The organism is uncultured Bacteroides sp. (assembly GCF_958445495.1).
Lineage (GTDB): Bacteria > Bacteroidota > Bacteroidia > Bacteroidales > Bacteroidaceae > Bacteroides.
The window spans coordinates 1-13539 of record NZ_CAUCSQ010000045.1; the positions used below are offsets into that span (position 1 = coordinate 1).

A 13539-nucleotide genomic window follows, 5' to 3' on the forward strand; every position below is an offset into this window, starting at 1 on the left:
CCAACTGCTCCACTCCGCGATGTTTAACGGGTGCAAAGGTACGGCTTTTTTTGAATAAAGCAAACTATTTGCGGCTTTTTTTTCAAAAAAGTCATTGTAGTTATTCTATCCTACTGTAAATGAGGAAAGTACTATATGTTATTTTTTTTAGAGCTATTAATATACAAATGTTAATATTCTCTCCTTTTTCTTGTATGGTCTAAAGAAAAGAGTTACTTTTGCTCAAAATATTCAGCAATGTGCAATTTATAATTTATGACCGTATCCAAGACAAAAGCCAAGTTAGTAGATGTTGCCCGTCAGCTTTTCGCGAAGATGGGAGTAGAGAATACTACCATGAATGATATCGCTCTTGCTTCCAAAAAAGGTAGGCGGACGCTTTATACCTATTTCAAGAGCAAGGATGAAATCTATTTGGCCGTCGTGGAATCGGAGTTGGACATTCTTTCGGACATGATGAAGCGGGTCGCTGAAAAAGACATATCGCCGGACGAGAAATTGCTGGAACTGATATATACCCGGTTGGATGCGGTGAAAGAAGTCGTTTACCGGAACGGCACGTTACGGGCTAACTTCTTCCGTGATATATGGAGAGTGGAAAAAGTCCGCAAGAAGTTTGACGCGAAGGAAGTGCAGTTTTTTAAGGCCGTCCTTCTGGAAGGGCAGGCGAAAGGCGTTTTCCATATCGACGACGTAGAGATGACTGCCGACTTGATACACTATTGTGTGAAAGGGATTGAAGTCCCTTATATCCGCGGGCATATCGGCGCACATCTGGATGAAGATACAAGAAACAGATATGTGTCCAACATCGTGTTTGGCGCACTGCATAGAACAGAAATTTAATTAAATAATTTTTAGTATGGGATTATTAGACGGAAAAACAGCCATTGTGACCGGTGCTGCGCGCGGCATCGGCAAGGCTATCGCTTTGAAGTTTGCCGCCGAAGGCGCAAACATTGCATTTACCGACCTCGTCATTGATGAAAATGCGGAGAAAACAGTGAAAGAACTAGAAGCAATGGGTGTGAAAGCTAAAGGTTATGCTTCTAACGCCGCTAACTTCGAAGATACCGCCAAAGTGGTGGAAGAAATCCATAAAGATTTCGGACGTATCGATATATTGGTAAACAATGCCGGAATTACCCGTGACGGCTTGATGATGCGTATGAGCGAGCAGCAATGGGACATGGTGATTAACGTAAACCTGAAATCGGCGTTCAACTTCATTCATGCCTGCACACCGGTGATGATGCGCCAGAAGTCCGGCAGCATTATCAATATGGCCTCCGTGGTGGGTGTTCACGGAAATGCGGGACAGGCCAACTATGCCGCTTCCAAAGCCGGTATGATTGCATTGGCCAAATCCATCGCACAGGAGTTGGGCTCTCGCGGCATCCGTGCCAACGCCATCGCTCCGGGATTCATCCTGACGGATATGACGGCCGCCCTTTCGGAAGAGGTAAGGGCTGAATGGGCAAAGAAGATTCCTTTGCGCCGCGGCGGCACTCCCGAAGATGTGGCGAATATCGCTACCTTCCTGGCGTCGGATATGTCTTCTTATGTATCAGGCCAGGTGATTCAGGTAGACGGCGGTATGAATATGTAATCGGACGGCATGACTGTTTTATACGAAGACAATCATATTATCGTAGTCAACAAGACCGCTTCCGAGATTGTCCAGGCAGACAAGACGGGGGATACTCCGCTTTCGGAAACTGTGAAGCAGTATTTGAAAGAGAAGTATCGGAAACCCGGAAATGTTTTCCTCGGTGTGACGCACCGGCTGGACCGTCCCGTAAGCGGTCTTGTCATTTTTGCCAAGACAAGCAAAGCGTTGGCGCGGCTCAACGAAATGTTCCGTACCGGCGGTGTGAAAAAAACTTATTGGGCGGTAGTGAAGGATAAACCGGAAGAGCCGGAGGGCGAACTGGTGCATTTCCTGGTACGCAATGAAAAGCAGAACAAGAGTTATGCATACGACAAGGAAGTGCCGAACGGCAAGAAAGCGGTCTTGCATTACCGGTTGACCGGCCGGTCGGAAAACTATTATTTGCTTGAAGTGGATTTAAAGACCGGGCGGCATCACCAGATTCGTTGCCAACTGGCAAAAATGGGATGTCCTATCAAGGGAGATTTGAAATACGGCTTCCCCCGTTCCAATCCGGACGGAAGCATCTGCCTGCACGCCCGGAGAGTGAGGTTCACACATCCCGTCTCGAAAATTCTGATAGAGCTTGAAGCTCCCCTTCCCGAAGGAAATTTATGGAAAGGATTTGAACTGTTTTAATCGGTGCAAATCCTTTTTTTCGCTTAAAGAACAAATCCGGCATTCATTCTTAATTCCGCCGGTAGCCCCTCTTATTCGGAACATTGCAGCCTGCGGGCCGGAAATCTTCCTGAAAGATACCGGCCGGAAGAAGCCGATACCAATCGGGCGTAGTTATAAATATTGTCAATCCTGTTCAGTAACAGACGAACCGGTAACCGATTTCACCGGTATGCTGCATACTCTTGTCCGGGTTGTTGTGCAACCTTATTCGGTGCATTACGGAGAAACTTTAGTTTCATCGGTGTGAAACTTTAGTTTCAACAGATAGAAACGATAGTTTCGACAGTTAGAAACTCATGTTTCCAAAGAGTTGAAACTAGAGTTTCAAGCACTAGAAACTCTAGTTTCATGCAGCAGAAACTCTAGTTCCATGTAACAGAAACTATCGTTTCAAGCAGTAGGAACCACGGAGTCCCGCAGCTTTAACGTCACAAGCCGTTATCCCGTCGGCAGAAAATACAACAGGAGCAGGGTAAAAAAACGGGGCGGGAAGTTATGGGATACTGTTCGGCAAGTCCGTTTTTCCTTCATTGACAAGTTTCAGGATTAACTTTCCGAACAATGCGTTCTACTTTGCGAACCATGCGCAGGTAAAGTTTTTTCGGGTTTGATGCAGGCAATCTGTTGCTCCGCCGCTTGCGGAACGAACAGGCATTTGGACGGTTCGGGACGCTTGGGCCGGTAGTTATCGATGGCGGTATGGTCTTGGCGGGCAATAAAACCGCCGTTATCCGCCGCCCCGCATACCGGCGGTGCCGGGGAGCGCGGCGGACAGATAAAATCGTTTCATTGGATTCATGGCAGCCATGATAAATGAAGTTTGCCGATAAGGCTAGTTCTGCCGGCGTTCGTCAAACTCCAGTTCTACTTTTACCGGGAAGTGGTCGGAAGGAGTACGCGCCTGGTAAGCTTTGATGTCGATTTCTTCCGGGCAGTCGTTTGCATTCTTCTTTTCGCCGTTGCCTGCAATGCTCCGGTAGGTATCCGTCAGCACGCCGTATCTTTTCACATGGAAAGACGGAGACACGAATACGTGGTCGATACGGCTTTCGGTGAAGCTGTCCGGGTCGAAGTCATTGAAGGTCCCGTTCACCGCATAGCGGAAGTCGCATTTCTCGTATGAGTCGCAGAGCACCCCTTTGCTTACAAAGGCGTCGTATGACTGATGGGTCTGGTCGACATTGAAGTCACCGGTCAGGATGGCCGGAAGGTTTTTGCCTTTGCCCAGTTCTTTCATCTTCTCCTGTACGAGGTATGCGCTTTCCACGCGGGCTTTCTTCCCGATATGGTCCATGTGCAGGTTGAAGAAGAGGAACTCGAACCCGGTATCTTTGCATTTGAAGTGTCCCCAACTGCAGATGCGCGGCAACACGGCATCCCAGCCTTTGCTCGGCACGTCGGGAGTCTCCGACAGCCAGAAATCGCCTTTCTCCACAATATCGAACTTGTCTGTGCGGTAGAAGATTGCGGAGTGTTCGCCTTGGGTTTTGCCGTCGTCACGGCCTACGCCGATATAGTCATAGCCGGGAAGCGCCTCTTTCATGTCTTTCAGTTGATGGAGGAAACACTCCTGCGTTCCGAAAATATCGAAATCATGGTACTGTACCATCTTGGCAATGACGGGGTAGCGTTGTCCCCAACCGTTGCCGTGAAGCGAATCGCTGCCGTTGGCGTTTCTCAGGTTATAAGAGGCGACAGTAAAAGCGGTAGGCTGATAGTTGCTCTGGCAATTGCAGAAAACTGTCGCAGCAAGGGCAATTAGTAAAATGCTTTTCAGTTTCATGTTTTTTACAGTTTGTTCGGTAGATAATCCATTGACCTCCAAATGTACGATATTTTATTCAAATGAAAGAGAATATGGTACGTCTTTTTCTACGGTTCCCCGTTGTTTATTGGGTACGGGGCTCCTTTCGAAGGGGGACGATGTCATATCCGCGCAATCCTTTGGTGTAAGCGTTCGCCACTTCCTTCTGCATGTTCCGGTTCATTGACAGGTACATCAGGTTTGGAGAAAGGGAACAGGCGGCGGAACGTGTCCCGGAATCCGGTGTCGGTAAACCTATGACCGGGAGGTACTTTGCCGTTGTAGGGGCTGTAGTGCATGACTTGTCCTTTGGCGTCTGTCTTGCGGCTTTTACCTTCAAAGCGTTTCGTGAGAAGTATGGATGCGCGCCAAGAACGTTTCGGATGAGACATCCGGAAGAAATACGGAAGTGAAGCGGAATAAAGGGTATAAAAAAGCCATCCCCGGAATAGACGAAAGTAGGGATGGCTTTTTTGTAGTGTGCTTACTGTTCTTCAGCAGACTATGTCCTGCATGTTAGCGGTCAGGTTATTCCTTGACAGGCTCAGCCGGTTTGCTTTTCGATGCGGTGTCAGCGACAACCGTATCGTTGGCAAAAGCGGCCGGTGCAACCAATGAAGCCTTTGCAGGCGCGTCTTTTTTAGACACGGTATCTTTCGCTACCGTGTCGTTGACAATGGTTGCATTGACTTCTGTCGGGGCTGTCACAGCTTCTGCAGAACTCTGAGCCTTTACAAGGAATGAACCACCACAAACAAACATAAACATTGCTACTACTAATACTAATTTTTTCATAATCGTTTGCTTTAATGATTATTGGACATTATGTTTTCAATTTCTCCCTTTGTGTTAAGGAATGGGTTGTTGCTTTTAATAACGTCTAAGTAAAGTTCAAAGTGCATGCCAAAAAAACAGGCTGTTGTGTAAGTCGCTGAAAAATAGTGATGTAATGCGGTGTGGAAAAACGGCGGATTGTGGAAGAAGTGAGGAATCTGTGGAATTTGCGGCGGGGAGTGTGGAATTATTCCACACTCCCCGCCACGGTTTTCAGAAAAAGTTTCTCTTTTTGCAGGAGTCAGTCGGTTTCGTCCGGCCAGGGACAAGGTTTTCCCGTGGCTTTGAAAGCCGGACGCTGGGCGTTTACTTTTCTTAGGTAACTGCCTAATTCTTTTGACAGTTTTTTTACGATGTCCGGGTGTTGCGCGCTGAGGTCGTTGCTTTCACCGATATCGTCCGGGATGTTGAACAGTTCTTTTTTCCCGGTTCCGTAGTAATAAATCAGTTTCCAGTCTCCGTTGCGAACTGCACAGTTGAAATTGATGCCCGGTCCGTCGTTTCCCCAATTGTTGGGCATATTCCAGAAAAGGCTGCGTCCTTTGGACGGATTTCCCGTCTGTTTCAGCAGAGGCAGGAAGCTGACGCCGTCTATCGGTTGTATGGTCTTGTAATTCCTGATGCCTGCCATTTCGAGGATAGTGGGGTAGAAATCTTCAATCAGCAAGTAGTCGTCGCATTTGCTTCCCGGAGCGGTTATTCCCGGCCAACTGACAATCATCGGTTCCCGGATGCCTCCTTCGTAAAGCGAACCTTTGCCGCTGTTTAGAGGGTAATTTTGTGTATGCAGCTTGTCGTCGCGCCAGGCAGGTTCGGAAGCGAGCCCGCCGTTGTCGCTCATGAAGATGATGATGGTGTTGTCGGCTTCTCCGTTCTTTTCCAGCCAATCCATCAAATCGCCCAGGCTTTTGTCCATCCCTTCAATGAGTGTGGCGTAGGCGGCTTCGTGTTCTGTCATTCCTTTTTTCCTGTATTTCTCATAAAAACGCATATCTTTGTTCAAAGGAATGTGGATGGCGTATTGCGACATGTATAGATAGAACGGCTGATTGTACTTTTTGGCTTTGTCCAGCGCTTTGATGGCTTCCAGCGTCAGCGCTTCGGTAACGAATGTTTCCGTTCCCCAGTATTTTTCCAGTCCGGGGATTGCCATCAGCGAGACCGGTTTCCCGTCTTTGGTATGTCCGTAGTTCTCTTCTCCCAGATAGCTGGCAAGTCCTCCTGCCGCATGTCCGGCGATGTTCACCTCGAATCCCCAATGGTGCGGGTCTTCGCCCGGAGTGTCTATGGCTCCGAAATGCGCCTTGCCGCAATGAATCGTGTGGTAGCCGCTGTTTTTTAATAATTGCACAAAAGAAGTTCCGACGAAAGTGTTGTTCGTGCCGGGAACCTGGCTTACTCCGTTGTAGTTCCAGTCCGGCACGGCGAGCAGGTCGTCTTGGCGGTCTGTCGTCTTGTTTTTTTGCAGTGTCCAGTTGGTGACCCGGTGCCGGGCGGCGTTCGTGCCGGTGATGAGGCTGCATCGGGACGGGGAGCTGATGCTGCTGGCATACGCCTGGGTAAACATCATTCCTTGCCGTGCCAGCCGTTCCATGTTGGGAGTTTCATACCGTTCGTTGTAGTATGTCTTTTGTGTCCAGAAAGGGAGTGAGGTATCCTGCCATCCCATATCGTCTACCATAAAGAGAATGATATTCGGGCGCTTGTCCGCACGTTCTGGTTGCATGTTGTTTTGTGCTTGCAGATTGGTTGCCGCAAGTGGCACAAGTGTAAGGGGTAATAATGTTTTTTTATTCATAGGATAATTATTTGGTGTTATTTCTTTATTTTAATAGGGGCGGGTCTTTCTGCCACGATATTCCGCGATTCCTGTTTCCCGTTAGATTCTGTCCGTACTTTTAATGTTCCGGCACAGAGAACATCTTTTTATATTGAATAGGGGCGGAAGTATTATCCGAATCCGGGAACCTTTCCGTCAACAGATATGGAATTTTCTTCCCATCGGTTTTTATTCTATGGAATATGCACTGAAATTAATAATATCCGGTAATGCGATAGATTCGGTTACGGTGAGCCTCAGTATATCCGTATCCACAGGGTTGAATTTTTCGATGCGTTTGTGTCCTACGGATTCCCCGTTACAGATAGTCTGCCACTTTCCGTTTACTTTCGCTTCTATTTTATACTGCCGGATACGTTCTCCGTTTTGGATATTTTCTTGGATAATGCAATAGTTCACTCGCTGTTTATTACCTAATTTCAATATGAGGTTTTTCTTCTTTCCTGAAGTAACGGCTAGGGGAGTGGAGAAACGACGGGTTATTTCGTCTCCCATTTCTTTTAGCCGTTGTACGTCTCCGGTGGGAATCAGTCCGGTCGGATCGGGAGTCAGACCGAGGATAAGTGTAGCATTCCGCCCTACCGATTTTTCATATTTATCGATCAGTTCGTCCAATGGATAGATGTTGTTTTCGTCGTCCGGCTCCCAAAACCATTCGTGGCGGCCGTTTGCCCCTCTTAGTGGGGTATCCGCCATAGCCGGAACCCAGTATTTTCCATCTTTATCTCCATGTTTCAACAGTTCCAGTTGGCCGATGTTGCTTTCGATGCGTTTGTGATGTGAACAAGGGACGGGGAAGGTAGACCAGCAGGGGTATCCCACCGTACCCGTTTCAGAGCCTCCCCAACGGAAATCGGCGCGGTTGATGTTATGGTAAAAAAGACAGTCCGGTTGGTATTTGTTTACGATAGGCTCTACATCGGGACCGTCTCCACGCGGATCGTCGGCTCCGCCATCAAACCATATCAGGTAGAGGTCGCCGTACCGGGTGCAAAGTTCCGTAACCATCTTTTCACAAAGCCGTTTGTACCATGCCTGACGGTTACGGGCGAACTCGCCTTCTCCTTCCGCTTTGAAATTGTGGATGCCCAGCAGGGAATTCCACCGGATGCCGACATAGATTCCCGGTTGTAACCCGTATTTGCGGCAGGAGTTGACAAAGTCGCGTACGATATCCCCTTTGCCGTTCCGCCATTTCACCGCTTTCAGGCAGTAAGGGTTGACATCGCTCTGCCAGAGTCCGAAACCGGTTTCGTGAGTGGCTGTTATTACGGCGAATTTGCATCCGGCGGCTTTGGCTGCCTGTATCCATTGGTCGGTATCCAGCCGCGCCGGATTGAATATGTTGTAATCCTCGATGGGGTTGATGCGGTTGTTCCCTTGTCCGTAACGGATGCCGTCGAATACATGCAGGTCATAATGGAACACGGCGCCCATTTCGGCTTCATGCCATTTCAATTGATGGGGCTTGGGGACGGGAACGGTTTGTTTCTGGGCGAAACCGCAGATGAAGAGGCTGAGGAAGGTGAGAATGAGATAACTTCTTTTCATTGTATTGTATATTATAAGGTTGTTATATTCGGATTGCACTGTTTGCAAATGTACACAAATAAAGTTTTTTGGAAAATATAATTTCTTTCATTTAACAGAGGTGTTTCATTCGGAAAGGGTACGGGAGCGAATGAATTGCATGTTTCGGGCATATTTCCCGTGAAGTCCGGGGCTTTGCCCGCAACCGCATGGTATGGCGGTTCCGTTGCGGGCGGCAAGGATGCTTTTGCCGTTTTCCGGTTTGACGGCAACATGAAACGGCTTGCGGATTTGCGGGGTTACAGGTCGATGTTGTATAGTTTTAATTTGTTGTACAATGTTTTCCGGTCGATATTCAGCAGTTGCGCCGCTTTGCTCTTGTTGTTCCCGGTCTGGCGCAACGCCTCCAGGATATGTTCCTTTTCGGTTTCTTCATTGCGTAACGCCATATTGGAGATGCCGGATGCGGAGGTTTCCAGCAGCTCGCTTCCCAGTTCCGGCAGGGTGATGAAACTGCCTTGCGCCAGCAAGGTCGCTCTTTTGACGATGTTCTTCATTTGGCGCAAGTTGCCCGGCCAATGGTAATTCAGTAAAGCCTGAGAGGCTTTCGGGTCAAAACCTATCAGGTGTTTGTCCAGCTCTTTGTTGGCTTGGTCGAGGAAGAAGTTGGCGAAAAGCAGGATGTCTTCTTTCCGCTCTTTTAGGTCGGGCATCCGTAGGGTGAATTCGTTGATGCGGTGGTAAAGGTCTTCACGGAACGTCCCTTTTTCAATGGCTTGCTCCAGGTTCTCGTTTGTGGCGGATATCAGGCGGATATCTACGGAGATTTCCTGTGTAGACCCTACCGGACGTATTTTCCTTTCCTGCAGGGCGCGGAGCAGTTGAATCTGCACCTCATAGCTCAGGTTGCCTATCTCGTCCAGGAAAATGGTTCCTCCGTTGGCTGCGACGAAAGCGCCTGTCTTATCCGTGAGCGCCCCTGTGAATGAGCCTTTCACGTGGCCGAAGAACTCGGAGGCCGCCAGTTCTTTCGGGATGGAACCGCAGTCTACGGCGATAAACGGTTTGCCGTTCCGCTTGCTGAGCTGGTGGATACGGTGAGCCACATACTCTTTTCCCGTCCCGCTGGAACCGTTAATCAGTACGGACATGTTTGTGGGAGCCACCAGGCCTACGTAATTGTAGAGTTGTTTGGCGGCGTCGCTTTCTCCTTCGAGGTAGGCGCGGTGGGGTTCGGCCGGACCTTTCGGCGGGGCGGAGGCGTTTTTTCTGGAAGACGGTTTGGCAGGATTGTGAACGGGCGTTTCTTCTGCCGGTTGCAGGGCTTCGGAGATTTTCTTCAGTAATTCTTCCGGATTCACCGGTTTGGCAATGTAATCCCGCGCTCCCAGTTTCATTGCCTGCACGGCGGATTGTATGTCCGCATAACCGGTCATGATGATTAAAGGGATATCCATGCCTTGCCCGTTCATCCACCGCAACAGGTCGATGCCTTCGTGGTCGGGAAGCCGCAAATCGGATAACACCAGGTCGACGTTTTGGCTCTCGATATGTTTTCGGGCACGGGCAATATTGCTTACGGACGATACGTCGAACCCTTTTTTACCCAGCCAGGTTTTCAGCATCATTCCAAAAGTGATATCATCTTCAACGATTAATATAGACTTCATCATGTCAGGTTTTGATTCTTTTTAATCACAAAGGTAAGAGGATTTAACTGAAAGTGGTATATTTGCAGACTTAAATTAAATAAAAGTGTTATGAAAAAGATTCTATCAATCATATTAACTTTATCGTTTTGCGGACTTATTGCCTGCCAAAGCGGAACAAAAAAAGGAGGAGACAATATGGACAAGGAGACATTAGTGAAGATTGAAACCACTTTGGGTGACATCGAGGTGAAACTGTATAATGAAACGCCGAAACATCGTGATAATTTCATTAAACTGGTGAAAGAGGGAACTTATGAAGGCGTACTGTTCCACCGGGTCATTAAGGGGTTCATGATTCAGGCAGGCGACCCGGAGTCGAAAGATGCGCCGAAAGGAAAAGCGCTGGGAAGCGGGGATGTCGGTTATACCGTGCCCGCGGAGTTCGTATATCCGAAGTATTTTCATAAGAAAGGCGCTTTGGCGGCTGCCCGCCAGGGTGACAATGTGAATCCGGAAAAGGAGTCGTCCGGTTGCCAGTTCTACATTGTGACCGGCAAAGTGTATAATGATTCTACATTGCTGGAGATGGAAAACCAGATTCGCGAGAATAAAGTCGCCACTATCTTCAATACGCTGGCGCGTAAGCAGATGAAGGAGATTTATAAGCTGCGCCAGGCGAATGACGAGGACGGGCTTTACAGTCTGCAGGAAAAGCTGTTTGAGCAGGCACAGGAGATGGCGGCAAAAGAGCCGGAATTCCATTTCACGCCCGAACAGGTGCAGGCATATTCCACGATAGGGGGTGCTCCGCACCTGGACGGCGATTATACGGTGTTCGGCGAGGTAGTGAAAGGAATGGATGTGGTAGACAAAATCCAGCAGGTAAAGACCGGCAGGAGTGACCGTCCTGAAGAAGACATAAAGATAACGAAAGTGACTATACTCGATTGAGCGGTATGAAAATCAACAGGCATATTCTTGACAACGGGTTACGGCTGGTACATTCACGGGATGAAAGCACGCAGATGGTGGCCCTTAACCTATTATATAAGGTGGGAGCCCGTGACGAGCATCCCGAACACACGGGTTTCGCTCATCTGTTCGAACATCTGATGTTCGGCGGGTCGGTGAATATTCCCGATTATGACATGCCGCTCCAACTGGCGGGCGGGGAGAATAATGCCTGGACGAATAACGATATCACCAATTATTACCTGACCATACCCCGCCAGAATGTGGAGATTGCTTTCTGGCTGGAATCCGACCGTATGCTGAGCCTTGAGTTCAGCGAACGGAGCCTGGAGGTGCAGCGGGGGGTGGTGATGGAGGAGTTCAAGCAACGTTGCCTGAATCAGCCTTACGGGGATGTCGGACATCTTCTACGTCCTCTGGCTTATCGGAAGCATCCTTACCGGTGGCCTACTATCGGAAAGGATTTGTCGCATATAGCCAATGCTACGTTGGATGAAGTGAAGGAGTTCTTTTTCCGTTTCTATGCTCCGAATAATGCTATTCTGGCGGTTACGGGGAATATTTCTTTCGAAGAGGCCGTTGCGCTGACGGAAAAATGGTTCGGCCCTATTCCCCGCAGGGAGGTTCCCGAGCGGAACTTGCCGGAAGAACCGGAACAGACGGAGGAACGGCGGCTGACGGTGGAACGCGATGTGCCGCTTGATTCTTTGTTTATGGCTTATCATATGTGCAATCATTTTCATCCGGATTATTATGCGTTCGATACATTGTCGGATTTGTTGAGTAACGGGCGTTCCAGTCGTCTGAACCGGCATCTGGTACAGGAGAAGCAATTGTTTTCGAGCATAGACGCCTATATTTCCGGCAGCCTGGATGCGGGATTATTCCATATTTGCGGGAAACCTTCGGTAGGAGTTTCCCTTGAACGGGCGGAAGAGGCGGTACGGGAAGAGCTGGAACGCCTGCAATGCGAGGCCGTGGGCGAACGGGAGCTGGAGAAGGTGAAGAATAAATTTGAGTCTACGCAGATATTCGGCAACATCAATTATTTGAATGTGGCTACCAATCTTGCGTGGTTTGAACTGCTCGGCAGGGCAGAGGACTTGGAGAGGGAGGCGGACCGTTACCGTTCCGTCACCGTCGAACAGTTGCAGAGAACCGCACAGTCGGTTTTCAGGAAGGAGAATGGGATTATACTCTATTATAAACATAAATGAGAAATATAGTTGGAATTTACAGAGAGCATTACAAAGCGTTGTTTTTTCTTGGATTGCCTATTGTCATCGGACAGATAGGGGTCATCGTGCTCGGCTTTGCCGATACGCTGATGATTGGACATCACAGTACGGTGGAACTGGGAGCGGCTTCTTTTGTCAATAATGTGTTTAATCTGGCTATTATTTTCAGTACGGGTTTCTCCTACGGGCTGACTCCCGTAGTGGGAGGGCTGTATGGGACGCACCGGTTCGCTCCTGCGGGACAGGCATTGCGCAACAGCCTGCTTGCCAATTTTACGGTTGCCTTGTTGCTGACTCTTTGCATGACTGTGCTTTATCTGAATATAGAGAATCTCGGACAGCCGGAAGAACTGATTCCTCTCATCAAGCCTTATTATTTGGTTTTGCTGGCTTCATTGGTATTTGTCATGCTTTTCAACGGGTTCAAGCAATTTACGGACGGGATTACGGATACTAAGACTGCGATGTGGATTTTGTTGGGGGGGAACGTGTTGAATATCGCGGGGAATTACGTCCTGATTTACGGGAAGCTGGGGCTGCCGGAACTGGGATTGCTGGGAGCGGGTATCAGTACTTTGTTTTCACGCATCATGATGGTGGTGGTATTCGTGTTTATTTTTATGCGTAGCCCTCGTTTTATCCGTTATAAGGTCGGTTTCTTCCGTTTGGGATGGTCGAAGGCTTTATTCGGGCGTTTAAACGGGCTCGGATGGCCGATTGCTTTCCAGATGGGGATGGAGACGGCTTCTTTCAGTTTGAGCGCTGTGATGATTGGCTGGCTGGGAACCATTGCCCTGGCTTCCCATCAGGTGATGTTGGCTATTTCCCAGTTTACGTTTATGATGTATTATGGCATGGGCGCTGCCGTGGCTGTCCGTGTCAGCAACTTCCAGGGGCAGCACGACATTGTGAACGTGCGCCGTTCGGCTTACGCCGGCTTCCATCTGATGATGGCGTTGGGGGTTGTGCTTTCTTTCATCGTATTCCTTTGCCGCAATTATTTGGGCGGCTGGTTTACCGATAGTCCGGAGGTGGCGGCGATGGTGACTTCGCTGATTTTTCCTTTCCTCGTTTATCAGTTCGGTGACGGCCTGCAGATTACCTTTGCCAATGCGTTGCGTGGCATTTCCGATGTAAAATTGATGATGCTCATTGCTTTTATCGCCTATTTCATGATTTCGCTGCCTGTGGGTTATTTCTGCGGTTTTGTGATGGAATGGGGGATAATCGGTATCTGGATGGCATTTCCTTTCGGGCTGACAAGCGCAGGATTGATGCTTTGGTGGCGTTTCTATCATATGACGAGGGCTTCCGGTTTGCGGACGGCGGTTTAATGT

11 protein-coding genes and 1 pseudogene are annotated in these 13539 nt (G+C 48.9%); 6 read left to right on the plus strand and 6 right to left on the minus strand.

All coding sequences use genetic code 11. The features are described from left to right. Nucleotides 1-255: 255 nt before the first annotated feature. The 3 genes from Q5076_RS13970 to Q5076_RS13980 are packed head-to-tail and all read left to right on the plus strand — an operon-like array spanning nt 256 to nt 2290. Complete coding sequence (locus Q5076_RS13970; protein ID WP_303014211.1) at nt 256-846, plus strand: TetR/AcrR family transcriptional regulator; 591 nt, start codon at nt 256-258, stop codon at nt 844-846. Nucleotides 847-862: 16 nt separating this feature from the next. Then, complete coding sequence (gene fabG, locus Q5076_RS13975) at nt 863-1609, plus strand: 3-oxoacyl-[acyl-carrier-protein] reductase (RefSeq protein ID WP_303014212.1); 747 nt, start codon at nt 863-865, stop codon at nt 1607-1609. 9 nt (nt 1610-1618) lie between these two features. Then, the gene (locus Q5076_RS13980; protein WP_303014213.1) at nt 1619-2290 is read left to right on the plus strand and encodes an RluA family pseudouridine synthase; all 672 of its coding nucleotides are present in this window, start codon (nt 1619-1621) and stop codon (nt 2288-2290) included. Between the two features lie 874 nt (nt 2291-3164). On the opposite strand, the gene Q5076_RS13985 is transcribed toward Q5076_RS13980, so the two are convergent. From Q5076_RS13985 to Q5076_RS14010, 6 genes and pseudogenes are all read right to left on the minus strand, one after another. After that, nucleotides 3165-4115: an endonuclease/exonuclease/phosphatase family protein gene (locus Q5076_RS13985; protein ID WP_303014214.1), complete on the minus strand. Its 951-nt coding sequence runs from the start codon at nt 4113-4115 to the stop codon at nt 3165-3167. A gap of 139 nt (nt 4116-4254) precedes the next feature. Then, nucleotides 4255-4459: pseudogene (locus Q5076_RS13990) on the minus strand (hypothetical protein); the annotation flags it as partial. A gap of 205 nt (nt 4460-4664) precedes the next feature. Further along, entirely contained in the window at nt 4665-4931 is a 267-nt protein-coding gene (locus tag Q5076_RS13995) for a hypothetical protein (RefSeq protein WP_303014215.1), read from the minus strand. A gap of 280 nt (nt 4932-5211) precedes the next feature. Then, a complete protein-coding gene (locus Q5076_RS14000; protein ID WP_303014216.1) occupies nt 5212-6768 on the minus strand; it encodes a sulfatase in 1557 nt (518 codons plus the stop codon). A 210-nt stretch (nt 6769-6978) separates the two neighbouring features. Beyond that, entirely contained in the window at nt 6979-8361 is a 1383-nt protein-coding gene (locus Q5076_RS14005; RefSeq protein ID WP_303014217.1) for an alpha-L-fucosidase, read from the minus strand. A 278-nt stretch (nt 8362-8639) separates the two neighbouring features. Beyond that, nucleotides 8640-10013 carry a sigma-54 dependent transcriptional regulator gene (locus Q5076_RS14010; protein ID WP_303014218.1) on the minus strand — a complete coding sequence of 458 codons (1374 nt, stop codon included), beginning with the start codon at nt 10011-10013 and terminating at the stop codon, nt 8640-8642. Between the two features lie 87 nt (nt 10014-10100). On the opposite strand from Q5076_RS14010, the gene Q5076_RS14015 reads away from it, so the two are divergent. Genes Q5076_RS14015 through Q5076_RS14025 form a run of 3 tightly spaced genes read left to right on the plus strand, consistent with a single transcriptional unit; the run spans nt 10101 to nt 13536 of the window. Beyond that, complete coding sequence (locus Q5076_RS14015) at nt 10101-10943, plus strand: peptidylprolyl isomerase (protein ID WP_303014219.1); 843 nt, start codon at nt 10101-10103, stop codon at nt 10941-10943. A 5-nt stretch (nt 10944-10948) separates the two neighbouring features. Next, nucleotides 10949-12181 carry a pitrilysin family protein gene (locus Q5076_RS14020; protein ID WP_303014220.1) on the plus strand — a complete coding sequence of 411 codons (1233 nt, stop codon included), beginning with the start codon at nt 10949-10951 and terminating at the stop codon, nt 12179-12181. Next, a complete protein-coding gene (locus Q5076_RS14025) occupies nt 12178-13536 on the plus strand; it encodes an MATE family efflux transporter (protein ID WP_303014221.1) in 1359 nt (452 codons plus the stop codon). Before Q5076_RS14020 ends, Q5076_RS14025 begins: the two co-directional genes overlap by 4 nt. Nucleotides 13537-13539 lie beyond the last annotated feature (3 nt).

Bases quoted from the DNA above. Each gene is read 5' to 3' on its own strand.
- Q5076_RS13970 (WP_303014211.1), top strand. From the start codon at position 256: ATGACCGTATCCAAGACAAAAGCCAAGTTAGTAGATGTTGCCCGTCAG.
- fabG (WP_303014212.1), top strand. From the start codon at position 863: ATGGGATTATTAGACGGAAAAACAGCCATTGTGACCGGTGCTGCGCGC.
- Q5076_RS13980 (WP_303014213.1), top strand. From the start codon at position 1,619: ATGACTGTTTTATACGAAGACAATCATATTATCGTAGTCAACAAGACC.
- Q5076_RS13985 (WP_303014214.1), bottom strand. From the start codon at position 4,115: ATGAAACTGAAAAGCATTTTACTAATTGCCCTTGCTGCGACAGTTTTC.
- Q5076_RS13995 (WP_303014215.1), bottom strand. From the start codon at position 4,931: ATGAAAAAATTAGTATTAGTAGTAGCAATGTTTATGTTTGTTTGTGGT.
- Q5076_RS14000 (WP_303014216.1), bottom strand. From the start codon at position 6,768: ATGAATAAAAAAACATTATTACCCCTTACACTTGTGCCACTTGCGGCA.
- Q5076_RS14005 (WP_303014217.1), bottom strand. From the start codon at position 8,361: ATGAAAAGAAGTTATCTCATTCTCACCTTCCTCAGCCTCTTCATCTGC.
- Q5076_RS14010 (WP_303014218.1), bottom strand. From the start codon at position 10,013: ATGATGAAGTCTATATTAATCGTTGAAGATGATATCACTTTTGGAATG.
- Q5076_RS14015 (WP_303014219.1), top strand. From the start codon at position 10,101: ATGAAAAAGATTCTATCAATCATATTAACTTTATCGTTTTGCGGACTT.
- Q5076_RS14020 (WP_303014220.1), top strand. From the start codon at position 10,949: ATGAAAATCAACAGGCATATTCTTGACAACGGGTTACGGCTGGTACAT.
- Q5076_RS14025 (WP_303014221.1), top strand. From the start codon at position 12,178: ATGAGAAATATAGTTGGAATTTACAGAGAGCATTACAAAGCGTTGTTT.